Origin of the sequence: Variovorax sp. efr-133-TYG-130 (assembly GCF_030208835.1) — a bacterium.
Lineage (GTDB): Bacteria > Pseudomonadota > Gammaproteobacteria > Burkholderiales > Burkholderiaceae_C > Variovorax.
Map to the genome: position 1 here is coordinate 18,662 of NZ_JARVTD010000049.1, position 24,775 is coordinate 43,436.

Annotated in this window: 26 protein-coding genes; 17 read left to right on the plus strand and 9 right to left on the minus strand. The window is 67.0% G+C overall.

Features of this window, described 5'->3' with window-relative positions:
- The first annotated feature begins 1 nt into the window (after window position 1).
- Complete coding sequence (locus QRN67_RS32290) at window positions 2-964, plus strand: helix-turn-helix domain-containing protein (RefSeq protein ID WP_285415080.1); 963 nt, start codon at window positions 2-4, stop codon at window positions 962-964.
- On the opposite strand, the gene QRN67_RS32295 is transcribed toward QRN67_RS32290, so the two are convergent.
- Window positions 930-1,940 carry a substrate-binding domain-containing protein gene (locus tag QRN67_RS32295; protein WP_285415081.1) on the minus strand — a complete coding sequence of 337 codons (1,011 nt, stop codon included), beginning with the start codon at window positions 1,938-1,940 and terminating at the stop codon, window positions 930-932. The two genes, QRN67_RS32290 and QRN67_RS32295, sit on opposite strands and share 35 nt — an antisense overlap.
- Window positions 1,941-2,145: 205 nt before the next feature.
- Here QRN67_RS32295 and QRN67_RS32300 point away from each other — a divergent pair, with 205 nt between their 5' ends.
- The gene (locus QRN67_RS32300; protein ID WP_081270411.1) at window positions 2,146-2,925 is read left to right on the plus strand and encodes a type III pantothenate kinase; all 780 of its coding nucleotides are present in this window, start codon (window positions 2,146-2,148) and stop codon (window positions 2,923-2,925) included.
- A 12-nt stretch (window positions 2,926-2,937) separates the two neighbouring features.
- Here QRN67_RS32300 and QRN67_RS32305 read toward each other — a convergent pair whose 3' ends face one another.
- The 3 genes from QRN67_RS32305 to QRN67_RS32315 are packed head-to-tail and all read right to left on the minus strand — an operon-like array spanning window position 2,938 to window position 6,000.
- The gene (locus QRN67_RS32305; RefSeq protein WP_285415082.1) at window positions 2,938-4,266 is read right to left on the minus strand and encodes a serine hydrolase domain-containing protein; all 1,329 of its coding nucleotides are present in this window, start codon (window positions 4,264-4,266) and stop codon (window positions 2,938-2,940) included.
- A 32-nt stretch (window positions 4,267-4,298) separates the two neighbouring features.
- Complete coding sequence (locus tag QRN67_RS32310) at window positions 4,299-5,114, minus strand: crotonase/enoyl-CoA hydratase family protein (RefSeq protein WP_081270409.1); 816 nt, start codon at window positions 5,112-5,114, stop codon at window positions 4,299-4,301.
- Between the two features lie 37 nt (window positions 5,115-5,151).
- Window positions 5,152-6,000: a 3-hydroxybutyryl-CoA dehydrogenase gene (locus QRN67_RS32315; protein WP_285415083.1), complete on the minus strand. Its 849-nt coding sequence runs from the start codon at window positions 5,998-6,000 to the stop codon at window positions 5,152-5,154.
- Window positions 6,001-6,176: 176 nt separating this feature from the next.
- On the opposite strand from QRN67_RS32315, the gene purT reads away from it, so the two are divergent.
- The 10 genes from purT (at window position 6,177) to QRN67_RS32365 (ending at window position 16,929) form a co-directional block, all read left to right on the plus strand.
- Window positions 6,177-7,379, plus strand: coding sequence for a formate-dependent phosphoribosylglycinamide formyltransferase (purT, locus tag QRN67_RS32320; RefSeq protein WP_106936564.1), 1,203 nt, complete (start codon window positions 6,177-6,179; stop codon window positions 7,377-7,379).
- Between the two features lie 74 nt (window positions 7,380-7,453).
- Window positions 7,454-8,395: a LipP1 family hormone-sensitive lipase gene (lipP1, locus tag QRN67_RS32325; RefSeq protein WP_285415084.1), complete on the plus strand. Its 942-nt coding sequence runs from the start codon at window positions 7,454-7,456 to the stop codon at window positions 8,393-8,395.
- Between the two features lie 121 nt (window positions 8,396-8,516).
- Window positions 8,517-9,359 (plus strand): helix-turn-helix domain-containing protein, encoded by an 843-nt coding sequence (locus QRN67_RS32330; RefSeq protein WP_081270432.1) that lies wholly within the window; start codon window positions 8,517-8,519, stop codon window positions 9,357-9,359.
- A 14-nt stretch (window positions 9,360-9,373) separates the two neighbouring features.
- A complete protein-coding gene (locus QRN67_RS32335; protein ID WP_106936565.1) occupies window positions 9,374-10,249 on the plus strand; it encodes a branched-chain amino acid ABC transporter permease in 876 nt (291 codons plus the stop codon).
- A 7-nt stretch (window positions 10,250-10,256) separates the two neighbouring features.
- On the plus strand, window positions 10,257-11,333 hold the full coding sequence (locus QRN67_RS32340) for a branched-chain amino acid ABC transporter permease (RefSeq protein WP_081270405.1): 1,077 nt from the start codon (window positions 10,257-10,259) through the stop codon (window positions 11,331-11,333).
- Window positions 11,330-12,151, plus strand: coding sequence for an ABC transporter ATP-binding protein (locus QRN67_RS32345; protein ID WP_285415086.1), 822 nt, complete (start codon window positions 11,330-11,332; stop codon window positions 12,149-12,151). The genes QRN67_RS32340 and QRN67_RS32345 overlap by 4 nt, the downstream gene beginning before the upstream one ends.
- Before the next feature lie 457 nt (window positions 12,152-12,608).
- Entirely contained in the window at window positions 12,609-13,382 is a 774-nt protein-coding gene (locus QRN67_RS32350; protein WP_285415088.1) for an ABC transporter ATP-binding protein, read from the plus strand.
- Between the two features lie 8 nt (window positions 13,383-13,390).
- Window positions 13,391-15,247, plus strand: coding sequence for an AMP-dependent synthetase/ligase (locus QRN67_RS32355; RefSeq protein WP_285415090.1), 1,857 nt, complete (start codon window positions 13,391-13,393; stop codon window positions 15,245-15,247).
- A 34-nt stretch (window positions 15,248-15,281) separates the two neighbouring features.
- A complete protein-coding gene (locus QRN67_RS32360) occupies window positions 15,282-16,448 on the plus strand; it encodes an ABC transporter substrate-binding protein (RefSeq protein ID WP_081270401.1) in 1,167 nt (388 codons plus the stop codon).
- Between the two features lie 7 nt (window positions 16,449-16,455).
- Complete coding sequence (locus QRN67_RS32365) at window positions 16,456-16,929, plus strand: EVE domain-containing protein (protein ID WP_285415092.1); 474 nt, start codon at window positions 16,456-16,458, stop codon at window positions 16,927-16,929.
- A 4-nt stretch (window positions 16,930-16,933) separates the two neighbouring features.
- On the opposite strand, the gene QRN67_RS32370 is transcribed toward QRN67_RS32365, so the two are convergent.
- Window positions 16,934-17,587, minus strand: a complete 654-nt coding sequence (locus QRN67_RS32370; protein ID WP_081270399.1) for a MarC family protein — start codon at window positions 17,585-17,587, stop codon at window positions 16,934-16,936.
- 3 nt (window positions 17,588-17,590) lie between these two features.
- Window positions 17,591-18,337 carry an SDR family oxidoreductase gene (locus QRN67_RS32375; protein ID WP_285415095.1) on the minus strand — a complete coding sequence of 249 codons (747 nt, stop codon included), beginning with the start codon at window positions 18,335-18,337 and terminating at the stop codon, window positions 17,591-17,593.
- 71 nt (window positions 18,338-18,408) lie between these two features.
- Between QRN67_RS32375 and QRN67_RS32380 the strand changes: the two genes are divergently transcribed.
- A complete protein-coding gene (locus QRN67_RS32380; protein WP_106936572.1) occupies window positions 18,409-19,014 on the plus strand; it encodes a 2-hydroxychromene-2-carboxylate isomerase in 606 nt (201 codons plus the stop codon).
- Between the two features lie 61 nt (window positions 19,015-19,075).
- Window positions 19,076-19,759, plus strand: coding sequence for a dienelactone hydrolase family protein (locus QRN67_RS32385; RefSeq protein WP_285415098.1), 684 nt, complete (start codon window positions 19,076-19,078; stop codon window positions 19,757-19,759).
- A 45-nt stretch (window positions 19,760-19,804) separates the two neighbouring features.
- Here QRN67_RS32385 and QRN67_RS32390 read toward each other — a convergent pair whose 3' ends face one another.
- On the minus strand, window positions 19,805-20,713 hold the full coding sequence (locus QRN67_RS32390; protein ID WP_081270395.1) for a LysR family transcriptional regulator: 909 nt from the start codon (window positions 20,711-20,713) through the stop codon (window positions 19,805-19,807).
- Between the two features lie 117 nt (window positions 20,714-20,830).
- On the opposite strand from QRN67_RS32390, the gene QRN67_RS32395 reads away from it, so the two are divergent.
- Together QRN67_RS32395 and QRN67_RS32400 are read left to right on the plus strand one after the other, a co-directional pair.
- Window positions 20,831-21,157 carry an alpha/beta hydrolase gene (locus QRN67_RS32395; RefSeq protein ID WP_285415100.1) on the plus strand — a complete coding sequence of 109 codons (327 nt, stop codon included), beginning with the start codon at window positions 20,831-20,833 and terminating at the stop codon, window positions 21,155-21,157.
- A gap of 224 nt (window positions 21,158-21,381) precedes the next feature.
- Complete coding sequence (locus QRN67_RS32400; protein WP_081270394.1) at window positions 21,382-21,750, plus strand: DUF4148 domain-containing protein; 369 nt, start codon at window positions 21,382-21,384, stop codon at window positions 21,748-21,750.
- 88 nt (window positions 21,751-21,838) lie between these two features.
- Here the strand turns inward: QRN67_RS32400 and QRN67_RS32405 are convergent, their stop codons facing one another.
- Window positions 21,839-22,972 (minus strand): magnesium transporter CorA family protein, encoded by a 1,134-nt coding sequence (locus QRN67_RS32405; RefSeq protein WP_285415103.1) that lies wholly within the window; start codon window positions 22,970-22,972, stop codon window positions 21,839-21,841.
- 19 nt (window positions 22,973-22,991) lie between these two features.
- Entirely contained in the window at window positions 22,992-23,978 is a 987-nt protein-coding gene (hemB, locus tag QRN67_RS32410; RefSeq protein ID WP_285415124.1) for a porphobilinogen synthase, read from the minus strand.
- A gap of 365 nt (window positions 23,979-24,343) precedes the next feature.
- On the opposite strand from hemB, the gene QRN67_RS32415 reads away from it, so the two are divergent.
- Window positions 24,344-24,772 carry a CopD family protein gene (locus QRN67_RS32415; protein WP_106936575.1) on the plus strand — a complete coding sequence of 143 codons (429 nt, stop codon included), beginning with the start codon at window positions 24,344-24,346 and terminating at the stop codon, window positions 24,770-24,772.
- Window positions 24,773-24,775 lie beyond the last annotated feature (3 nt).

Genomic DNA, 24,775 nt, shown 5'->3' on the forward strand with positions numbered 1-24,775 from the left:
CGTGGAAGATCTGTCCCAGGCCCGGTGCGATGCCGTGTTCGAGAGCGAACTGGCGCGGCGCGTCGAGCTGGGCATCGAGCCATCGGGCGGCGTCAGTTGCCATACCCATGCAACGCCCTCGCCGCTGGAGCGATGGCACTACCACGACGACTATGAACTCCAGCTCGTCCTCCAGACCTCGGGGCGCACCTACGTCGGAAACCATGTCGGAGAGTTCAAGCCGGGGTCCATCGTCCTGATCGGTCCTCGGGTTCCACACAACCTCGTCTCCCTCGATGCGCCGGCCAGCGGAACGCGCGAGCGCAGCGTCGTGATCCATTTCCCGGGGGACCTGATGCCCAAGGCAGTGGAGCTCTTCCCGGATCTGATTGACGTGGTGTCGCTGCTGGACCGCGACCGCTGCGGAATCGAGTTCATGGATGCTGGCCGTGAACTGCAGGACGGTTTTCGCCTGGTACAAAACACTTTCGGCGTCGCCCGCTTCAGCGCCCTGGCCGAATTGCTGCAATGCCTGGGGCGGTGGTCCAGGTTTCGGTTGCTCTCCTCGACCTCCATCCCGGGCGCGCGCGACGAGCGCAAGACCGTCCTGGACCGGCGTGTCGACAAGGTGCTCGAGCTTGTCTATCAAAACTATGCCGACAGCCTGTCGCTGGCCGACGCCAGCCATTGCGCCGGCGTCGGCCTCAACGGCTTTTCCAGGCTGTTCAAGAGGGCGACCGGCAGTACCTTCACCGACTTCCTGATCAGCGTGCGGATCGCCAGGGCCTGCGAGTTGCTGAGCAGGAAAGACCCGCAGGTCTCCAGCATCTGCTACCTGGTGGGCTTCAACAACATTTCCAATTTCAACCGGCACTTCCGGCGGCTGAAAGGCATGACGCCGAGCGAATACCGGATGCACATGTCGGGCCGGTTCGGCGGCGCGCAGCGACTCAGGCTTCGACCAGCTCAGGGCGGATCCGGATGACCTCGGCGGGATCGAAGCGGCCCGAATCGATGATCTCGAAGGCCCTTCCGAGCAGGCCCGGGATGTCCTGCCGCACCATGAGCAATGGAAAGCTCAGGCAGGTCGCAAAAGGATCCCAGTCGTAGCTGCCGATGGCGCATTGGCGGACCTCGTCGAGCGGGACGGTCTTGAGGAACCGCACCACGCCCTCCAGCGCGATGGTCGAGTTCACGAACAGCCCGCGCGGCAGGCCTCCCATGCGCTGGCAGAGTGATCGCACCGAGGCTTCCGCCTGGTCCGCTTCGTAGCCGCAGGCATCGATGTCCGCACGGTCCAGGCTGCCGAACTCTTCGGCGACGGCTTCGGAAAATCCCTCGATCCGCTGCACCGTGTTGTGCTCGCCCGGAATGCCGCCCACGAAGCAGAAGCGGTCGCGCCGCCCGGCACGCGGCGCCTTTGATCGCTCGATGAGCTTCGCCGTGAGTTCACGCGCGCCCCAACGGTTGTCTGAAACCACCGAAGGCGCGAGCGTGCCCGGCAGGTCGACATTCAGGTGTGCAATGCCGTGGTGCGCGCAGATCCGGCTCACCGCGTCGGGGTCGGAGGCGCCGGTCACCAGCAGGTATTCGACCTGGTAGGAGATCAGGGTGTGTGCCGTCTCTGCTTCCAGCTTCGGGTCGCGCAGGGTGCTGACCACGATGGGATAGAGATGCCGCTCGCGCGCCAGCCGCTCGAAGGTCTGCGACATGGCGCTGAAGAAGCGGTTGTCGTGCATCGGAATGAGCATGCCGATCAGCCCGGAGCGCTTGCGCCGCAGGCCGCTGGCCTGCCGGTTGAGCGTGTATTTCAGGTCCTTCGCGAGTGCGAGGACGCGTGCCGCGGTTTCCTCGCCGATGCGCCGGCTCTTCCAGGTGCCATTGAGGATCGCGCTGACCGTGGAGGCTGAAGTCTCGGCAAGCCGAGCCAGATCGTAGATGGTCGGTTCGCGACGGCTCATCGGTTTCGGCCGGCGGGGCGATCGCACGGCGCCCCGGCTGCGGGGGTGGACGATCGGTTGGCGTCAGGCTTCCACTTCATCGATGGAAGTTTACGCGCCCGTGTACAGCGCCGAGCCTGTCGAGCCGCGGCCCGGCACGGGCCCTTGCCGCGTATGCGACGCACGCGCCAGCATGGCTGGACACAAAGTCGCAATAATTCGGCGCATGGCATCCCCCTTCCTCGCTATCGATATCGGCAACACCCGCCTCAAGTGGGCGCTCTACGATGCGGCCCGCCCTGGCGCCGTGTTGCAGGCGCAGGGAGCGGAATTCCTGGACCACATCGAGCGGCTGGCCGATGGCCCGTGGGCCGACCTGCCCGCGCCCGGCGCCATGCTGGGCTGCGTGGTGGCCGGCGACGCGGTGCGCCGACGTGCCGAGGAGCAGATCGTCGAGCGCTTCGACTGCACGCCGCGCTGGGTGATGCCGAGCGCGGGCGAGGCCGGCATCGTCAACGGCTACGACCACCCGACCCGGCTGGGCGCCGACCGCTTCGTGGCGATGATCGGCGCGCGCCACCGCATGCTGGCCGAGCAGCCGGGCGAGCCGCCGCGGCCGATGGTGGTGGTGCTGATCGGCACGGCCGTGACGGTCGAGGCGATCGATGCCGAAGGCAAGTTCCTCGGCGGCCTGATCCTGCCGGGCCACGGCATCATGCTGCGCGCGCTGGAGTCGGGCACGGCCGGGCTGCATGTGCCGACCGGCGAAGTGCGCGAATTTCCCACCAACACCAGCGACGCGCTCACCAGCGGCGGCACCTACGCCATCGCCGGCGCCGTCGAGCGGATGGTGCAGCACGTGCGCTCGCACTGCGGCGCCGAGCCGGCCTGCTACATGACCGGCGGCGCGGGCTGGAAGATGGCGCCCGTCATGAACGGGCATTTCGAGCTGGTCGAGAGCCTGATCATGGACGGGCTGCTGGTCATCGCTGAAGCACGCGGCTGAGCCTCGCCGGGCTCAGCGGCGCATCAGCGCCTCGCCCATCGCCTGGAACGCGGGCAGCGTCAGCGGGTCGTTCGCGCCGTTGGCCGCCACCGGATGCGCCGCATAGCGCACGATGACCATCTCGGCCTTCGGGTCCACATAGATGCTCTGGCCGTGGATGCCGCGCGCCATGTAGGCGCCATGCGGGTTGTGCGAGACCCACCACATGTCGCGGTAAGACCAGCCCTGCAGCAGTGGGTAGCCGGCCTTGACGAACTTGGCCGGGTCGCCGCCGCGGCGGATGTCTTCCACCACCGCCTTCGGAATGGCCTGCTGGCCGTTGGACGCGCGGCCGTCGTTGCGCATGGTCTCGCCGAAGCGGGCCAGGTCGCGCAGCACGGTGTTCAGGCCGCCGCCGCCCGACTCGGTGCCGATGCGGTCGACCATGAAGTAGGCGTCCTGCTCGGCGCCGATGCGGCGCCAGATCTTCTCGCTCAGCAGGTCGGCCAGCGACTGGTTGCTGGCGCGGCGAAGAATCCAGGCCAGCACCTCGGCGTTGACGGTCTTGTAGGCGAAGGCGTCGCCGTGCTCGCCTTCCTTCTTCAGCGTGACGAGGAATTCGTAGAACGACTTCGGCCCGGTGTAGTTCTGGCCCTGGGTGAGCATGCCGCCGGCGCGGGCGTAGTCCCAGATCTCGGCCTTGGGGTCGGCGTAGTTCTCGGAGTAGTGCACGCCCACGGTCATGTCCATCACCTGGCGCACGGTGGCGTCGCCGTATGCCGTGTCCTTCATCTCGGGCAGGTACTTGGTGACGGGCGCGGCCGGATCCAGCCTGCCTTCGTCCGCGAGGATGGCGGCCAGCGTGCCCACGAAGGACTTGGTGACCGACATCGCGATGTGCGGACGCTCGGGCGTGAGCGCGCCGAAGTACTTTTCGTAGACCACCTTGCCGCGGTGCATCACGAGGATGCCGTCGGTGTAGGTGCCGGAGATCATCTGGGCGAAGTTGAGCGTCTGGTCGCTGCCCAGGGGTTTGAACGTGACGGCCTCGATCTGGACCGGCGAGGTGCCCGAGGGCAGCGGGCTGGCCGCGCCGGCGCCGCGCCACACGTTGGCGGTGGGCACGGTCTCGCGCACGTGCGAGAAGCTCCAGCGGGTGCGCGGAAACACGCCGCCGGCCGGGTTGTCGAAGGTGATGAGCTTGTCGGGCGGGGGCGGGAAGCCCTTCATCCAGCCCATCGCGTCGACCGAAGTGGCCGCGGGGTCCGGCAGCGCGGCGGGCGTGGGGGTCTGGGCGGAAGTGGTGTTCACGGCGAGCAGGGTGAATGCAGCGGCAAGCGCCGTGCGAATGAAGACGGACATGTTGTTTGTTGTTCTGGGTGAAGACGGGGGGATCAGCGGCCGCTGAAGCGCGCGGGCCGGCGTTCGACGAAAGAGCGCACGCCTTCGGCCGCGTCCTCGCTGTTCGACAGGCGCTTCTGCGTCTCGATGAATTCCGACACCGCCGCCAGCGGACCTTGCTCCACCGCCTTGATCACGTTGAGCCGCGTGGCCACCACCGCCAGCGGCGCCTGCGCCGCGATGCGTTGCGCTATGGCCAGCGAGGCATCGAGCTCCTGCCCGGCCGGCACCACCTTCTGCACGAAGTTGAGGCGATAGGCCTCGGCGCTGTCGAACTCGTCGGCCGTGAGCAGGTGCAGCATCGCGTTGCCCACGCCCGCGCGCTCGGCCATGCGCAGCGTGGCGCCGCCCGTGGCCATGATGCCGCGCTGAACTTCCATCTGCGAGAAGCGGCAGTTGTCGGCCGCCACCACGATGTCCGCGCCCAGCATCAGCTCGATGCCCACCGTGAAGCAGATGCCCTTGACGGCCACCACCATCGGCTTGGTGCGGCGGCGGTAGCCGGGCAGGCCGAAGTCGTGCGGCTCCACCAGGCCGGCGGGGATGGCCTTCTCGCCGCGCTTCATGTACTCGGTGACCGCCGGCAGGTCCAGCCCCGCCGTGAAGTGGTCGCCGAACGCATGCAGCACGCCCACGCGCAGGTCCGGGTCGTCGTCGAGCCGGGTGTAGGCCTCGGCCAGCTGCCTGAACATCGGCGGCGTCCAGCCGTTGCGCTTGGCCGGGCGGTTGATGCCGATCAGCAGCACGTGGCCGAGCACCTGGGTGTCGATGCAGCCTTCTGCGGGCGGGGTGGTGGGGGTCGCGGTCATCGGTGTTGTCTCCGTGTTGTCGTTATGGCTGCGCGGCTCAGTACGTGTACACGCCGCGGCCGGTCTTGCGGCCCAGCTGGCCCGCCGCCACCATTTCCTTGAGCAGCGGGCAGGGGCGGTACTTGGAGTCGCCGAACTGCTCGAGGTAGACCTCCATCACCGCCAGGCACACGTCCAGGCCGATCATGTCCGCCAGCGCCAGCGGACCGATGGGCTGGTTGCAGCCCAGCTTCATGCCGGCGTCGATGTCTTCCGCCGTGGCGATGCCTTCGGCCAGCACGAAGAAAGCCTCGTTGATCATCGGCACCAGGATGCGGTTGACCACGAAGCCCGGCGCGTTCTTCACCGTGATCGGCGACTTGCCCAGGCGCTCGGCCAGTTCCTTCACCGTGTCGTGCGTGGCGTCGCTCGTGAGGTAGCCGCGGATCAGCTCCACCAGCGCCATCATCGGCACCGGGTTGAAGAAGTGCATGCCGATGAAGCGGTCGGGGCGCGAGGTAGCGGCGGCCAGCTGCGTGATCGAGATCGACGAGGTGTTCGAGGCGATGATGACCTCGGGCGCCAGCATCTCGTCGACCTGCTTGAGGATCTTGAGCTTGAGCGCGTGGTTCTCGGTGGCCGCCTCGATGACCAGTTGCGCGCTCTTCAGGTCTTCGTAGTTGGTGGAGCCCTGGATGAGGGCCAGCGCGGCGGTCTTCTGCTCGGTGGTGAGCTTTTCCTTCTTGATGAGGCGGTCGAGGCTGCCCGACACCGTGGCCAGGCCCTTGTCGACCGCCGCCTGGGCGATGTCGACCATCACCACCTTCACGCCGGCCACCGCGCAGGCCTGCGCGATGCCGTTGCCCATTGTTCCGGCGCCGATGATGCCGACAGTCTGGATAGCCATGAGAGAACTCCTTGAAGAAACGAAAAAAGGGGGGTGCACGGGGCGGTCGCCCGCGGCAGGAACATCGATTGTGAATCAGCCCCACGGCCCCGCCGTTGCCGCGTGCGACACCTGCGCCGCGCGGGTGGCTTACAGTGCTGCGGTTGCTTTTTTCCCTCTTTTCCCGATCCCCGACCATGACCACCCTCGGCACCCCCCTTTCCCCCTCCGCCACCCGCGTGATGCTGCTCGGCTCCGGTGAACTCGGCAAGGAGGTGCTGATCGCCCTGCAGCGCCTCGGCGTCGAGACCATCGCCGTCGACCGCTACGAGAACGCCCCCGGCCAGCAGGTGGCCCACCATGCCCGCACCATCACCATGAGCGACCCCGAGCAGCTCAAGGCGCTGATCGAGGCCGAGAAGCCCGCGCTGGTGGTGCCGGAGATCGAGGCCATCGCCACGCCCATGCTGCAGCAGCTCGAAGACGCCGGCGTGGTGCGCGTCATTCCCACCGCCCGCGCCGCCCGCCTCACGATGGACCGCGAAGGCATCCGCCGCCTGGCCGCCGAGACGCTGGGCGTGCCCACCAGCCCCTACAAGTTCTGCGACTCGCTGGCCGAGCTGCAGGCCGCCATCGACGAGGGCATCGGCTACCCCTGCATCGTCAAGCCCGTGATGAGCAGCTCCGGCAAGGGCCAGAGCAAGATCGACGGCCCCGCCGACGTGCAGAAGGCCTGGGACTACGCCATGGCCGGCGGCCGCGTGAGCCATGGCCGCGTGATCGTCGAAGGCTTCATCGACTTCGACTACGAGATCACCCTGCTGACCGTGCGCGCCAAGGATGCCTCCGGCGCCTTGGAAACGAAGTTCTGCGACCCCATCGGCCACGTGCAGGTGAGCGGCGACTACGTCGAAAGCTGGCAGCCCCACCCCATGGCCCCCGCCGCGCTGCAGAAGGCGCAGCAGATCGCGCAGGCCGTCACCGCCGACCTGGGCGGCCAGGGCCTCTTCGGCGTGGAGCTGTTCGTGAAGGGCGACGAGGTGTGGTTCAGCGAAGTGAGCCCGCGCCCGCACGACACCGGCATGGTCACCATGGCCACCCAGTGGCAGAACGAATTCGAGCTGCATGCGCGCGCCATCCTCGGCCTGCCGGTGGACACCTCGCTCAAGAGCCCTGGCGCCAGCGCGGTGATCTACGGCGGCGTGGACGCCACCGGCATCGCCTTCGACGGCGTGGCCGACGCGCTGCAGGTGCCCGGCAGCGACATCCGCCTGTTCGGCAAGCCGGAGAGCTTCACCAAGCGCCGCATGGGCGTGGCGCTGGTGCACGCAGGCGACACCGACACGGCCCGCAAGCTCGCCAAGGAAGCCGCCTCGCGCGTGAAGCCGCGCAAGGCCTGAGCGGGGCGTAGCCAGTTTCCGCAAGCCGCGCCGCGATGGCGCGGGCATGGTCGGGCGAATCCACCGGAGACACCATGCTGCATCCCCAGGCTCGCGCCTTGCTCGACTTCATCGAGGCGCGCGGCATCCCGCCGACGCACACCCTCTCGCCCGCCGATGCGCGGGCCTTCTACCGCGATCGCCGCACCGCCACCCAGCCGCTGCCGGCCGAAGTGGCCGAGGTGCGCGACCTCGCGGCCGACGGCCCGCACGGCACCATCCCGGTGCGCCTGTACCGGCCGCTGGGTTCGGGCGCCGGCCCGCTGCCGGTGCTGGTGTACTACCACGGCGGCGGCTGGGTCATCGGCGACCTCGACACGCACGACGTGCTGTGCCGCGAGCTGGCCAACGGCGCCGGCTGCGCGGTGGTCGCGGTCGACTACCGCATGGCGCCGGAGCACCGCTTTCCCGCCGCCTTCGACGACGCGCTGGCCGCCGCCCGCTGGGTGCGCCGCGAGGCCGCGACGCTGGGGCTCGATGCGAGCCGCCTGGCCGTGGGCGGCGACAGCGCGGGCGGCAACCTCGCGGCCGTGGTGGCGATCGCCGCGCGCGATGCGGGGGACCTGTCCATCGCCTTCCAGCTGCTGATCTACCCGGCCACCGACATGCGCCGCGTGCACCCCTCGCACCAGAGCAACGGGCAGGGCTATCTGCTGACCAGCGACACCATGAGCTACTTCCACGACCACTACATCACCGACCCGGCGCACGACGTCGACTGGCGCGCCTCGCCGCTGCTGCACCCCGACCTGTCGAAGCTGCCGCCGGCCCTGGTGATCACCGCCGGCTACGACCCGCTGCGCGACGAAGGCGCTGCGTATGCCGATGCGCTCACCGCCGCAGGCAACCGCGCGGTGTACGTGTGCTTCGAGCGGCAGATCCACGGCTTCGTGCCGATGGGCAAGGTGCTCGACGAGGCCAACACCGCGGTGGCGCTGTGCGCGGGCGAACTGCGCCGCGCCTTGGCCGCGGCGTAGCGATGGCCTAGGGAAAGTCCCCGCGCAAATCGATGCCGCGCAGACGGCCCGCGCCGCTACGATCCAGCCAACAAAGACGCCACCACAGAGTGGCAGTCCACCGATGCAGGAGACAAACACCATGCAGCGAACGAGGACGCCGCCGCCAGCGCACACCAGCTTGAGCGGCGCCGCACGGCAGGGCGAACGCCTGATGTGGCTCACGCCGCACCGCGTGTTCTATGCCGGCCTGCTCGGCGCCGCCGCCGAGCGCACGATGGGCGGGCACGGCGTGTACGTGTCGCCCGCCGGCGCGCCGCCGAACCGCATCCGCGTGGGTGGCGGCGCATGGCTCACCGGTGAATTCATCGTCGTGCCGCCGCACGTGCCGCACCAGGTCGAGAGCGCGCATCCGCTGATCTTCAACCTGCTGGTCGAGTCGGAGTCGGTCGACCCCGCGCGCCTGCCGGCGTTCATGCAGCACTGCGGCCCGGTCGATGCGCCGGCCTTCGTGCAGCGCGTGCGCGATGCCCACGCGCACCTGCTGGCGGCTTCGGCGCGCGGCATGAACTTCGAGGGCTTCGACTTCGACGCGCTGTTCTTCGGCGAGGCGCTCGCGCCGCGCGCGCTCGATGCGCGCATCCGCAAGGTGGCCGACGCCATCAACGCAGACCCTGCCGCCGCGATGTCGGCCGAGGAGTGCGCGGCCTCGGTGCACCTGTCGTTCTCGCGCTTCCTGCACCTGTTCAAGCAGGAGACCGGCATGGCCTTTCGGGCATTCCGCGCCTGGAAGCGCGCGCGCAGCCTGCTGCGCTACGTGCAGCAGGGCAGCACGCTCACCGACATCGCACTCGACACCGGCTACCCCGACTCCACCCACTTCAGCCATTCGATCCGCCAGGTCTACGGCCTCAAGCCCAGCGACATCGTGGCAGGCTCGCGCCGCCTCGCGCTGCACGACCTGGCCGGCGGGTTCCGGCAGTAGCGCGGGCGACGGGCATGCAGATCCTTCAACTGCTGCTGTCGGGCATTGCGCAAGGCTGCATCTACGGCCTGATCGCGCTGGGCTTCGTGCTGATCTACAAGGCCACGGAGACGGTGAGCTTCGCGCAGGGCGACCTGATGATGCTCGGCGCCTTCGGTGCGTTCGCGGGCATGTCGCTGTTCGGCATGCCGTTCTGGCTGGCGGCCATCCTCGCGGTGGTGGCGATGGCGGCCTTCGGCGTGCTGCTGGAGCTGGTGGTGATCCGGCCGATCCTCGGGCAGCCGCAGTTCTCGATCGTCATGCTGACCATCGGCATCGCCTATGTCGCGCGCGGCGTCGTCACCATGGTGCCCGGCATCGGCACCGAGACGCACACGCTGGCCGTGCCCTACAAGGACCAGATCTGGAAGCTGGGCGAGCTGGTGGTCAACCTGGAACAGCTCGCGATCATCATCGCCACCGCCGTGCTGTGCGGCCTGCTGTTCGCGATGTTCCGCTACAGCAAGCTCGGCATCGCGATGCAGGCCTCGTCGCAGAACCAGCTGGCCGCCTACTACATGGGCATTCCGGTGAAGCGGCTCAACGGGCTGGTGTGGGGCCTGGCGGCGGCGGTCGCGGCCATCGCGGGCATGCTGCTCGCGCCCATCACCTTCGTGCACGCCAACATGGGCTTCATCGGGCTGAAGGCCTTTCCGGCGGCGGTGGTGGGCGGCTTCGGCAGCCTGCCGGGCGCGATCGTCGGCGGGCTGGTCATCGGCATCGTCGAGTCCTTCGCGGGCTTCTACCTGCCCGACGGTTTCAAGGACACGGCGCCGTACATCGTGGTGCTGCTGATGCTGATGATCAAGCCGAACGGCCTGTTCGGCGAGAAGCTGCGCAAGAAGGTTTAGATCTCATATGCGCTTCATCTTCAAGACCAGCTACGACCAGGACATCCGCCTCGCGCGGCACGGCGGCCATGTGTTCTGGTACGGCCTGCTCGTTGCGTTCCTCATCGCCGCGCCGTGGGTCATCGACGAGTACTGGCTCGCGCAGCTGACCTTCGTGCTGATCTACGGCATCGTCGGCCTGGGGCTGATGCTGCTGGCCGGCTTCACCGGGCAGTTCTCCATCGGGCATGCGGCGTTCCTGGGCGCGGGGGCTTACACGCAGGGCGTGCTGACGAACCTGGGCGTGCCGTTTCCGCTGGCGCTGGTGGCCGCCGCGGGGCTGTCGGCCGCGGTGGGCGTCGTGGTTGCGCTGCCGGCGCTGCGCGTGAAGGGCATCTACCTGGGCATTGCGACGCTGTCCTTCGGCTTCATCGTGGAAGAAGTGTTCGCGCGCTGGGAGAGCGTGACGGGCGGCAACGCGGGGCTGCACGTGAAGTCGCCGCAGCTCTTCGGCTGGTCGCTGGGCTCGGGCGACGGCTTCTACTTTCTTTGCCTGGTGGTGGCGGTGCTGGCCACGCTCGGCATCCTGAACCTGCTGCGCTCGCCGACCGGGCGAGCCTTCGTCGCCATCCGCGATTCGGAAATTTCCGCGCAGAGCATGGGCATTCACCTGGCGCGCTACAAGACGATGTCGTTCGCGATCTCGGCCGCGCTCGCGGGGCTGGGCGGCGCGCTGTACGCGCACAAGCTGAGCTTCATCTCGCCCGACCAGTTCAGCATCCTGCAGTCGATCGACCTGCTGCTGATGGTGGTGATCGGCGGGCTGGGCTCGGTGCACGGCGCGTTCCTGGGCGCGATCTTCCTGATCGCGATGCCGCAGCTGATCTCCATCGGCAAGGACTGGCTGCCGGAGGCCATCGGACAGGCACCGGGGCTGCAGGGGCTGGTGTATGGGTTGGTGCTGATCGCGTTCGTGCTGTTCGAGCCGCTGGGCTTGTACGGGCGCTGGCTGAAGATCCGGACCTGGCTGCAGCTCTTTCCGTTCTACCGCAAGGGGTTGTTCAAGCGGCAGAAGTCGTTCACCAAGTCGGACCGGCTGAGATGAGCAGCGGCGACATTCTTCTTTCCGCGAAGGAGCTGAGCGTGCGCTTCGGCGGCGTGCTGGCTGTCAACAAGGTGAGCTTCGACGTGCGCCGCGGCGAGGTGTTCACGCTGATCGGGCCTAACGGCGCGGGCAAGACGACGGTGTTCAACCTGATCAGCCGCATCTACACGCCGACGACGGGCGAGATCACGTGGCATGGCGAGGAAGGCGGCCCGTTGCCGCTGACGCAGCAGGCGCCGCATGCGATTGCGGCGCTGGGCATTGCGCGGACCTTCCAGAACATCGAGTTGTTCGAGCATGCGACGGTGTTGCACAACCTGCTGATCGGCCGGCACACGCATCGGCAGACGGGGTTCTGGAGCGAGGTGTTCTTCACGCCCGCGACGCGGCGTGCGGAGATCGCCGCGCGGGAGAAGGCGGAGCAGGTGATCGAGCTGCTGGACCTGCAGCACCATCGCGATTCGATGGTGGCGGGGTTGCCCTATGGCGTTCGCAAGGTAGTGGAGCTGGCGCGTGCGTTGTGCACGGAGCCCAAGCTGCTGCTGCTCGACGAGCCGTCGTCGGGGCTCAATGTCGAAGAGACGGCGGACATGGCTTTCTGGATCCAGGACATCCAGCATGAGCTGGGGGTGTCGGTGCTGATGGTCGAGCACGACATGTCGCTTGTTTCCAAGGTGTCCGACCGGGTGCTTGCGATGAACATGGGGGAGGTGCTGGCTACTGGAACGCCCGGTGAGGTGCAGGCTGATCCGCGTGTTGTCGAGGCCTACCTTGGGACTGTGGATGACGTGAGCAGCTTGAGGAGGGTGGCGGCGTGAATGCCTTGTTCGTTGCCTCTTTGGGGACGCCCGGTGTGCGGTGCGGGGCGGGCGCCCCCGCTATGCCGGCCCTTCGGGCTCCCTTCCGGTGCTCGCTTTCCGCGGGGTCCCGCCCAAACTCGCTTCGCTCAAACAAGGGCGGGCCCTTGTCCGCGGAAAGCTGCGCTCCTCAGCGGCACAGAGGGGGCGCCCGCCCCGCACCGCACACCGGGCTTGGCCGGGGTTGGAAACTACTTGAGCGTGTCCACGGCGTTGGGGCCCCTGTTTCCGGTGGGCCGTTGAGGCACCGCCGAGCAGCGCAGCGGCGGGCGGACAAGGGCTCGCAGCTGTTTGAGCGAAGCGAGTTCTGCGAGACCCCGCCCGTCGCGAGCAGCGCAGGGAAGCCCGAAGGGCCGGTGACGTCGGCCCGCCGGAGACAGGGGCCCCAACGCCGCTCCCCGAACGAAGGCGCAAACAAATGAGCGATGCCGTCCTCCAGCTCCTCAATGTAGAAAGCGCCTACGGCCCCATCAAGGCCATCCGAGGCGTGAGCCTGAAAGTAAGGCAGGGCGAGATCGCAACGGTGTTGGGTTCGAACGGCGCAGGCAAGACGACGATCCTGAAGACCATCTCCGGAATCATCGACCCGAGAAAAGGCAGCATCGAATTCCAGGGCAAGGACATCACCGCCAAGGACCCGGCCTACATCGTCCAGCAGGGCCTGAGCCACGTGCCCGAAGGCCGCGAAGTGTTTCCGCTGCTGTCGGTGAAGGACAACCTGCTGATGGGCGCCTACACCCGCAAGGACCGCGACGGCGTGGCGCGCGACATGGAAACCGTCTATGCCTACTTCCCCATCCTGCGCGAACGCGCGACGCAGGACGTGGGCCTTCTTTCCGGCGGGCAGCAGCAGATGCTGGCCATCTCGCGCGCCATCATGGCCGCGCCGCATCTCATTCTTCTGGATGAACCCAGCCTCGGCCTGAGCCCCAAGCTGACGAAGGAAATCTTCGAGATCGTCGTGCGCATCAACCGCGAGCGCGGCACCACCATCCTGCTGGTCGAGCAGAACGCCAACATGGCGCTCAATGCGGCCGACCACGGCTACGTGCTGGAGAACGGCCGCATCGTGATGGAAGACGCCTGCGAACGCCTGAGGGAAAAGGAAGACATCAAGGAGTTCTATCTCGGCGTGAAAGACGACGGCGTGCGCGGCGAGCGGCGCTGGAAAAAGAAGAAGACCTGGAGGTAGCCGCCGCCATGCAAGGACTCTGGGACCTCAATACCTTCGAACCGCGCCTCGACGTCGTCGTGCCCGGCGACACCATTCCCGCGATGTTCTGGAATGCCGTCAAGCAGCGCGGCGACACCGTCTGGATGCGGCAGAAAGAGCTCGGCATCTGGCGCAGCTGGAGCTGGCACCAGACCGCCGACGCCGTGCGCGAGATCGCGGCCGGCCTGCAGGCCATCGGCTTTGCGCCCGGCGAGTGCGCCTCCATCCTGTCGAACACCGTCATCGAATGGGTGCTGGCAGACCTGGCCGTGCTCAGCTGCGGCGGCGTGTCCAACGGCATCTACCCGACCGACGCCGCCTCGCAGGTGCACTACATGTGCGAAGACTCGCGCACCACCGTGCTCTTCGTGGAAGACGACGAGCAGCTCGACAAGGCGCTCGAAGTGCGCGCCGGCCTGCCGGGCCTGCGCCGCATCGTGGTGTTCGACATGGAAGGCCTGCGCGACCTCGACGACCCGGGCGTGATGAGCCTCGATGCGCTGCGCGAACTCGGGCGCGCGCGCCTGTCGGCCGATCCGCAGGCGGTGGAGCGCACCGTGGCCGCCTGCCGGCCCGAAGACCTCGCCATCCTTGTCTATACGTCGGGCACCACTGGCAAGCCCAAGGGCGCCATGCACAGCCATGCGGGGCTGGTGTACACCGCGCGCGGCTACAACACGCTCATCGCGCAGGACGAGAAAGACGAGCGCATGTGCTTCCTGCCGCTGTGCCACATCGCCGAGCGCATGGGCGGCGAGTACTTCGCGATGTACACCGGCTCCATCCTCAACTTCGTCGAGAACCCCGAGACGGTGCCGGAGAACGTGCGCGAGATCGCGCCCACCGTGTTCACCGCGGTGCCGCGCGTGTGGGAGAAGTTCTATTCGGGCGTGATGATCGCGCTGAAGGAAGCGAGCCCGCTGCAGCAGGCCGCCTACAGGTGGAGCATCGGCGTGGGCGAAGCCATCGCGGCGAAGGTGCTGGCCGGCGAGCCGGTCGGCGCGGGGCTCAAGCTCAAGTTCAGGCTCGCGCGGCTGCTGGCGCTGGACAACGCGCGCAAGCTCATCGGCATCCATCGCTCGCGCTTTCTCGTGACGGGCGCGGCGCCGATTTCGCCCGAGCTGGTCAAGTGGTACCTGGCGCTCGGCGTGCCGATGCTCGAGGTGTGGGGCATGACGGAGTCCTGCGGCGCTTCCACCGCGGTGCCGGCCACGCGCATCAAGCCCGGCTCCATCGGGCCGGCCACGGGCTATAACGAGGTGCGCATCGACCCGGCCACCGGCGAGATCCTGGTGCGCGGACCCAATGTCTTCATGGGTTACCTCAACCTGCCGGAGAAAACGGCCGAGACGATCGACGCCGAAGGCTGGCTGCACACGGGCGACGTCGGCGTGATGGACGAGGACGGGTATTTCCGCATCACCGACCGGATGAAAGACATCATCATCACGGCAGGTGGCAAGAACGTCACGCCGAGCGAGCTGGAGAACGAACTCAAGTTCAGCCTCTACATCACCGACGCCGTGGTGATCGGCGACAAGAAGCCCTACCTCACGGTGATCGTCATGATCGACCAGGAGAACGTCGAGAAGTTTGCGCAGGACAACGACGTGCCGTTCAGCAACTACGAGAGCCTGACGCGCACGAAGGAAGTGCTGGACCTGATACAGGGCGAGATCGACCGCGTCAACGCCAAGTTCGCGCGCGTGGAGCAGATCAAGAAGTTCTTCCTGCTCGAGACGCAGCTCAGCGCCGAGGACGAGGAGCTCACGCCCACGATGAAGCTCAAGCGCAAGCTGGTGCAGGCCAAGTACGCCGAGCGCATAGAAGCCATGTACCGGTGATCCGTTTTTTTCGTCAACCCGAGGAGACAACCGCATGAAGCTCAAGACACTGACGACGCTGGCCGTGCTGGGCCTGGCCGCGACGCTTGCGTCCGCGCAACAGCAGCAGGGCGTGACCAAGGACGAGATCCGCATCGGCACCATCCAGGACCTGTCGGGCCCGCTGGCGGGCTTCGGCAAGCAGGCGCGCAACGGCATGCAGCTGCGCGTGGACGAACTCAACGAGCAGGGCAACGTCAACGGGCGCAAGCTGAAGCTGTTCGTGGAAGATTCGGGCTACGACCCGAAGAAGGCCGTGCTGGCCGCGCAGAAGCTGGTGAACCAGGAAAAGATCTTCATCATGGCCGGCCACATCGGCACGGCGCAGAACATGGCGGCCATGCCGGTGCAGTTCGACAAGAACGTCATCAACTACATGCCCATCACCGCGGCGCGCGAAATGTACGAGCCGCTGAACCGGCTGAAGTATTCGTTCGCCGCCACCTACTACGACCAGATCCGCCTGGCCCTGCCGAAGATGATCAAGGACAAGGGCGCCAAAAAGGTCTGCACCATCTACCAGGACGACGAGTTCGGCCTGGAAGTGCAGCGCGGCGCCGAGGCGGGCCTGAAGGCCGCGGGCATGGAGCTGGCCGAGAAGACTTCGTTCAAGCGCGGCGCCACCGACTTCAGCTCGCAGGTCGCGAAGATGAAGGCCGCCAACTGCGACCTCGTGGTGCTCGGCACCATCATCCGCGAGACCATCGGCACCGTGGGCGAGGCGCGCAAGACCGGCTTCAACCCGACCTTCCTGGGCTCCAGCGCGGCCTACACCGACCTGATCCACAAGCTCGGCGGCAAGGCGATGGACGGCGTCTACGCCACCATGACGGTGCAGAACCCCTACACCGACGAGCAATCGCAGCCGCTGCGCTTCTGGGCCAACAAGTACAAGACCAAGTTCAACGAAGACCCGACCGTGTTCTCGGTGTACGGCTACGTGATCATCGACTCGTTCATCAAGGCCGCGACCAAGGCCGGCCCGAACCTCACGACCGACAGCTTCATCAAGGCGATGGACAGCATCACCTTCGAGCCCGACATGTTCGGCAGCCCCAAGAGCACTTACACGGCCACCAAGCGCCTGGGCAACGACCAGTCGCGCTTGTCGCAGATCAAGGACGGCAAGTGGGTGGTGGTCTCGGACTATGTGACACCATGACGGGACCATGCCCACCCATTCCCCCAGTTTCTGGTTGATGAAATCCGAGCCCGACGAGGTCTCCATCGACGACGCGCTCGCCGCGCCCGACGCCACCGTGGCATGGACCGGCGTGCGCAACTATCAGGCACGCAACTTCATGCGCGACAGCATGAAGGTCGGCGACGGCGTGCTCTTCTATCACTCGAGTTGCCCGGAGCCGGGCATTGCCGGCATCGCACGGGTGGCCTCGGGCATCAAGCCCGACCCGACGCAGTTCGACCCGAAGTCGCCCTATTACGACGCGGGCGCCAAGCCGGAAGATCCGCGCTGGCTGCTGGTGGACGTGCAGGCGCTGCGCAAGACGCGGCTGCTGGCGCTGCCCGAGCTGCGCGCTAGGCCCGAACTGGCCGACCTGGTGGTGCTGCGCAAGGGCAACCGGCTGTCGATCACGCCGGTGGAGCCGGCGCACTGGAAGATCATCGAGAAGATGCTGGCCTGAAGGCTCAGCCGATCTTGTTCAGGATCGGGAACAGCTTGCCCAGGCCGTCGGCCATCACCTCGACCGCGAGCGCCGCGAGGATCAGGCCCATCAGCCGCGTCATGATGTTGATGCCGGTCTTGCCGAGCACGCGCGCGATCGGCTGCGCGAGCGAAAACGCCAGGGCGGTCGCCAGCGCCACCACTACGCCGTAGCCCACCAGGATGGCAAGCTCCCACAGGTGCTGCGCCTTGTCGGCGTAGATCACCACGGTGGAAATGGTGGCCGGCCCGGTGAGCAGCGGAATGGTGAGCGGCACCACGGCAATCGATGCGCCCATCGACGCCTTGACCTCGGTGGCGCGCAGCTCTTCGACGTTGGTCTTGCTCTCGGCCGGCTTGGCGTTGAGCATCGACAGCGAACTCATGAGCAGCAGCAGCCCGCCGCCGACCTGGAAGCTCGCGATCGAGATGCCGAAGAACGACAGCAGCTGCAGTCCCAGCAGCGCGCTCACGGCAATGACCACGAACGCGCTGAAGGCCGACATGCGCACCGTGTGGCGGCGCTGCGCGTCGCTGTAGCCCTGCGTGTAGTGGATGAAGAAAGGCACGATGGCCAGCGGGTTGACGATGGCCACCAGCGTGACCAGCGGCTTGATCAGGTCCATCGATGTGCTCATGGCTCAGCGGCCTCCGGTGACGTCGAGCAATGCCATGGTGGTGTAGCTGGCCTCGGCCGACAGCAGCCAGAGGATGGCGCCGGCAATCTCGTCGGCGGTGCCGGCGCGCTTCATCGGGATCTGCGGGCCCAGCGCGGCGGCGCGGTCGGGCAAGCCGCCGGAGGCGTGGATCTCGGTGTCGATCACGCCGGGACGCACCGCGTTCACCCGGATGCCTTCGTCCGCCACTTCCTTGGCCAGGCCGACGGTGAAGGTGTCGATGGCGCCCTTGCTCGCGGCGTAGTCGACGTACTGGCCCGGCGAGCCCAGGCGCGAGGCGCCGCTGGAAACGTTGACGATGGCCCCGCCCGTGCCGCCGTGCCTCGTGCTCATGCGGCGCACGGCCTCGCGCGCGCACAGGAAGCTGCCGATCACGTTGATGCGGAACATGCGCTCGAGGCGCGCCACGCTCATTTCGTCGACGCGGGCCGTCACGTCGACGATGCCCGCGTTGTTCACCAGCGCGGTGAGGCGGCCCAGTTTGGCGTCGACCTGCTCGAACATGGCGAGCACCTGGGCCTCGTCGCCCACGTCGGCCCGCACCGCCATGGCCGTGCCGCCTTCCGCGCGGATGGCGCGCACCACTTCGTCGGCGGCCAGCGAATTGCTGGCGTAGTTGACGGCGACCGCATAGCCGCGCTTCGCGGCGAGCCGCGCGGTGGCGGCGCCGATGCCGCGCCCGCCGCCCGTGATCAAGAGCACCTGGTCCAAAACCTACCTCCTGCAGAGAAACTGCGCGTCAGTTAAAACCGTCGGCTGATTACATCACCGGGGGCATGCGAATGAGCACGAGCAAGACGATCGACTATTACTTTCCTCCGCAGAGCCCGTGGACGTATCTGGGACATTCCCGCTTCGTGGCGATCGCCAAGGCCGCGGGCGCCACGGTGCGGGTGCGGCCCATCGACATGGGCAGCGTGTTCCCGGTGTCGGGCGGGCTGCCGCTGGGCAAGCGGGCACCGCAGCGGCAGGCCTACCGGCTGGTCGAACTCGAGCGCTTCTCGCGCCACCTGGGACTGCCGCTGAATCCGAAGCCGAAGTTCTTTCCGGTCGCCGGGGACGACGCGGCCCGGCTGATCATCGCGGTCGACCTGCACGACGGCACCGACGCCGCCCTGCGCATGTGCGCGGCGGTGTTCGAAGCGGTGTGGGTGCAGGAGCGGAACATCGGCGACCCGAACGTGCTCGAAGCGCTGGTCGCCGAGTGCGGCCTGCCGGCCAAGCGCGCCGAGCAGTCGCAGAGCCAGGCGGTGCAGGAGCGCTACGAGGCCTACACGCAGGAGGCCATCGACATCCAGGTCTTCGGCGCGCCGAGCTACGTGATCGATGGCGAAATATTCTGGGGGCAGGATCGCCTCGACTTCGTCGAACGGGCGCTGCGCGCGTAGCCCGGCGTCCATTCATTCATTCGTTTATCTGTTTCGATTCACCATCCAGGAGTAACAGCACATGGGCCAATTCATCGATCTCACCGCCAAGGACGGCTTCACTTTTCCCGCCTACGTGGCCGAGCCCGCGGGCAAGCCGCGCGGCGCGGTGGTCGTGGTGCAAGAGATCTTCGGCGTGAACTCGCACATCCGCTCGGTGGCCGACGGCTATGCGGCCGAGGGCTACCTCGCCGTGGCGCCGTCGACCTTCCATCGCGTCAAGCCGGGCGTGGAGCTGGGCTATTCGGACGACGACATGAAGGACGGCTTCGGCCTGAAGACGGCGGTCGAGGCGCTGCCCGCGCCCGGCGTGCTGCAGGACATCGAGGCGTCGATCGCCTATGCGTCGAAGGCCGGCAAGGTCGGCATCGTCGGCTACTGCTGGGGCGGCCTGCTGGTGTGGCGCGCGGCCGCGCTGCTGCCGGGCCTGTCGGCGGCTGCGCCGTACTACGGCGGCGGCATGACCACGCCGGAGGAAATCGCCCGCCAGCCCAAGGTGCCGGTGCTCGCGCACTTCGGCAACCAGGACCACTGGATTCCGCTGGACACCATCGAGACCTTCAAGAAGGCGCATCCCGAAGTGGAAGTGCATGTGTACCCGGTCGGCCACGGCTTCAACTGCGACCAGCGCGGCTCGTACGACGCGGACGCTGCCAAGCTGGCGCGCGAGCGAACGCTGGCGTTCTTCGCCAGGCATCTCGGCTGAGCGGGTTGCCGCGCTGAATGAAAAAACCCGGCGCTGCCGTGTTTTTCAATGGCTCTTGCGCGGCGTGCTGCCGGGGCCCACGCGGGTCTGCAGGAAGTCGAGCAGCGCGCGCAGCGCGGCGCTGTTGTGGCGCCGCTGCAGGTAGGCGGCCGAAAGCCACATGTCCTTGCGGGCGTAGTCCTGCAGCACCGGCACCAGTTCGCCGTGGTCCAGGTGCGACTGCACCAGGATCGACGGCAGGTAGATGACGCCGAAACCATGCATCGCCACGCGGATGAGCGGCGCGCCTTCGGTGCAGTCCATGCGGCTTTTCACCGGCACGTCGAGCGGCGTGCCGTTGTCGTCGAAGCGCCAGACCGGCTGCTGGCCCAGCAGCGAGAACGTCAGGGCTTCGTGGCTGGAAAGATCGCGCGGATGCTCGGGCTTGCCGTGCTTCTTCCAGTAGACCGGGGAAGCGCAGACCACCATGTTCATGAGCCGCAGCTTGCGCACGATGAGGTTGGCGTCCTCGACCGGACCGCTGCGCAGCTCGACGTCGATGCCTTCCTCGGCGAGGTCGACGGTGCGGTTGGTCAACTGCAGGCTGATCGTCACGTCGGGGTAGTAGCGCATGAAATCGGCCAGCAGGTTCGGGAATTCGCCGCTGCCCATGCCGTGCGGGGCCGAGATGCGCAGCCGTCCGCTGGGCTGGCTGGCGCGCTCCTGCAGTTCCGACTGGGTGAGCTCGACCATTTCCAGCATCGGCGTGCTGCGCTCCAGCAGCAGCTGGCCGGCGTCGGTGAGGCTCACGGAGCGCGTGGAGCGGTTGAGGAGACGCACGCCGAAGCGGGTTTCCAGCTCGGCCACATACTTGCTGACCGTGGCCTTCGACATGTCGAGCCTCTTGGCTGCCTGGGAAAAGCTGCCGTGGGAGGCGACTTCCCGGAAGGTTCTGATCAGATCGAGACTGTCCATGTGAGTGAGCCCATTGTTTCCGTTTTGGGAACGCGATGGTTCGATTCTCCCGGGTTTTTCCTAGCCGGATTGGGCGACACTTCGGTTATACGCCGCCGCTTGACCGAAGGAACCGACATGAAGACCTCGAACATCATTGCCGCAGCAGCCCTGTCGATGCTGGCCGCCGCCGGTGTGCGGGCCCAGGGCTATGCGCCGGTTCAGCCGCTTCAGGCCACGACCAGCCGGGCCGACGTGGCGGCGGGGGCGGACGCCGCGGCGCGCGCCGGCAACATCTATGGCGACGTGGTGGCGGAGCCCCTGCGCTCGCGGCCCGGCGTGAGGGACCGGGCGTCGGTTCGCGCCGAAGCCGTGGCCGCCGCCCATGCGCCGAACCAGAACGTCGACCGCCGCGCCTTCTTCAACAGTGAAGTGCCGCCGCAGATCGGCACCGGGCGTCCGTAGCCACCGGCGTAGAGGCAGGCATTTGCAAGGGGCCGGACCGGTGCGAACCGGTCCGGCCTTTTTGCTTGCATGCCTTCATGTCGTCATTGTTTCAATAGAGGAAACACGGTGTCTCTGATCGGCGCGTTTCGGCCATGCGATTCGCCCCGAAACTCGCTGCACAGGCAAGCGACCATGCAAGCCTGGTGGACAAACGATCCAACGAACATCCAGGAGAAATGAATATGAAGACCTCGCAAATCCTCGCAGCTGCCGCCCTGACCCTGTTCGCCGCCGCCGGCGCGCAAGCAGAAACCTACGAAGGCGTGAACACCGCCGTCTCGACCAAGAGCCGTGCCGACGTGAACGCCGAAGCCGTGCGCACCGCATCGGCTCCGAACCAGAACGTGACCCGCGGTTCGCGCGGCCCGGAAACGGTCGCCGTGTCGAAGGACCGTTCGATCGTCCAGGCAGAAGCCGTTCGCACCGCCTACGCTCCCGACCAGAACGTGACCGGCGGCTCGCGCGTCAACAGCAAGGTCATCTCGACCATGCAGCACCCGATGGACGTTCGCGTTCAAGCCCAGCAAGGTGCTGGCGCAACCGCCAAGTAAGACGGACAAGACGGCCGCCCTTCGGGGCCGCCGGATTGAAAAAGGGGCCGCGCGCGCAGCGTGGCCCCTTTTTTCATGGGCGCGGCGATCAGCGCGTGCGGGCGAGGTAGCGCTTGCGCCAGAAAATCAGCACCAGCAGCACGGCGATGACGAGCATCGACGTCATCGCGATCCAGAAGCCGTCCGCCTTGTGTACCAGCGGGATGAACTCGAAGTTCATGCCGAAGATGCCCGCGATCAGGTTCAGCGGCAGGAACACGGCGGTCAGCACCGTCAGCACCCGCATGATGTCGTTGGCGCGGTGGCCCTGGACGCTGAAATGCATCTGCACCGCCGTCTCGGCGTTCTGCTCGAGCCGGTGCACGTGGTGCACCACCCGCTCGATGTGCTCGAGCACGTCGCGGCTGCGGATCATGATGAGTTCGCGCTCGCGCTGCTCCGCCTCGCCCTTGGGCACGGGGAGGGTCTCCAGAGAGTCGATCCAGTCCTGCATGGCGGCGCGCTGGTCTTCGCAGATCTCGTCCAGGTGGTGCAGCGACTGGCGTGCCTCCATCAGCGCGCTCCAGTTGGTGAAGCGGCTGCGCGGGTCGATCAGCTCGGTCTGCCAGTGGTCCAGCTGCTTGGTGAGCTCGCGCCGCAGATCCAGGTAGCTGTCGACGATCTGGTTGATGACGCGAAGCATCAGGTCCGAGGGGCTCGTCGGCAGCCGCGCCGAGGTGGAGCGCACGTCGAGCGCGGGGGCGCCCTGGCCGTCGGGCGAGGCAGCGGCCAGCAGGCGGGCGGCGAAGGCGTCGCGCACCGCGCCGTCTTCCGGGTGCACCGACAGCAGCACGCGGTCGAACACGGCAAAGCCGACCGGGCGGGTGTCGACCCGGCGCAGCACCGGCGGGCCGCTGCGGGGTGCTGGCGGCGGCGCCTCGGTCCCCTTGACGTTGCCGTTGCCGCTGGCCAGGCGCCGGAACACCAGCACGTCGTACTTCGAGGTGTAGTCGTAGTGCGAGGGCAACTGCTCGTTGAGCAGGTCGGCCACGTGCAGGTCGACCAGCTGCGTCAGGCAGAGGGTCTGCAGGATCTGCTGCACTTCGGCCAGCGAGGCCTTGAATTCCTCGCGCGTGAGCGAGATCCAGAGATAGCCGCCGGCGCCGCACGCGCCCGGCACGGCCAGCGGCGCCAGCGCCGCGTGTTCGCTGACCCGCGAACGGTCGATTTCGAAAATGCGCATGCCCGGTGCCGGCGGGCCGTTACTTCTTCAGGAGGCGCGCGGCGTCGAGCGCAAAGTACGTGAGCACGCCGTCGGCGCCGGCGCGCTTGAAGGCCAAGAGGCTTTCGAGCACCACGGCGTCGTGGTCGAGCCAGCCGTTCTGGGCGGCGGCCTTGAGCATGGCGTATTCGCCGCTCACCTGGTAGGCGAAGGTGGGCACGCGGAACTCGTCTTTCACGCGGCGCACGATGTCGAGGTACGGCATGCCGGGCTTCACCATCACCATGTCGGCGCCTTCGGCGATGTCGAGCGCCACTTCACGCAGTGCTTCGTCGCTGTTGCCGGGATCCATCTGGTAGACCTTCTTGTTGCTCTTGCCGAGCGTCGAGGCCGAGCCGACGGCGTCGCGGAACGGGCCGTAGAAGGCGCTGGCGTACTTGGCGCTGTAGGCCATGATGCGCGTGTGGATGTCGCCCCGGGCTTCGAGCGCCTGGCGGACGGCGCCGATGCGGCCGTCCATCATGTCGCTGGGGGCCACGATGTCCACGCCGGCTTGCGATTGCGTGAGTGCCTGCTTCACCAGGAGCTCCACAGTTTCCTCGTTGAGGATGTAGCCGGTGTCGTCGAGCACGCCATCCTGGCCGTGGCTGGTGTACGGGTCGAGGGCGACGTCGGTCATCACGCCCAGTTCCGGGAAGCGCGCCTTCAGGGCGGCGACAACGCGGGGAATCAGCCCGTCGGGGTTGAAGGCCTCGCTGCCGTCGGGCGTCTTGAGGCCGGCGTCGATCACCGGGAACAGCGCCATCACCGGAATGCCGGCCTCGACGCATTGCTCGGCAACCGGCAGCAGCAGGTCGAGGCTCAGGCGATCCACGCCGGGCATCGACGGCACCGCCTCGCGCCGCTTCTCGCCTTCCTGCACGAAGACCGGGTAGATCAGGTCATTGACCGTCAGGGCATGTTCGCGCACCAGATTGCGGGTGAATGCGTCGCGGCGCAGGCGTCGTGGCCGGCCGGCGGGGAACATGGCCAAAGGTAAATTTGATGACTTCATATGCCCAAAATTGTGCCTGAAGCCACCTTTCGCAGTACTGGCGCTGCGGAGTCGGTTGTCTGACAACTACGGTAATTCGTAGGCCGAAGGTTTTCAAATTTTTGGTTTAAATGTCAAAGAAAGTGCCACAGTCGCTTGAAACCTTGTTTCGTCTTTGTTAAATTCTGGGGCGGGCGGCTTGCCGCTCCCCGCTTTTCCTCCCTGAGCGGGTGCCTTGATGTGTGACAGCAAAAGGGCTTCCCAGCCCGACGTGAAGACGTCGGGCTTTTTTTTGCCCGAAGGTCTTCCAGAGCCTTGTTTCAGAGGGGCAAAAAGAGGTGCGCCACTAAACTGCCGCCATGCTCTGGGTCAAATCTCTCCACATCGTTTTCATTGCAAGCTGGTTCGCCGGGTTGTTCTACCTGCCGCGTATCTTTGTTAATTTGGCCATGGTGCCGCCGGAGTCGAAGGCCGAGCGCGATCGGCTTCTGCTGATGGCCCGCAAGCTCCTGCGGTTCACGACCTTCCTGGCGGTCCCGGCGCTCGGCTTCGGCCTTTGGCTCTGGCTGGGCTACGGCATCGGACGCGGTCCGGGCAACGGCTGGATGCATGCCAAGCTGGCGCTGGTGCTGGTGGCCATCGGCTATCACCACGGTTGTGGTGTGCTGCTGCGCCGCTTCGTGGCGGGAGAAAACCGGCGCAACGACCGCTGGTTCCGCTGGTTCAACGAACTGCCGGTGCTGCTGCTGCTGGGCATCGTGATCCTGGTGGTGGTCAAGCCGTTCTGACAC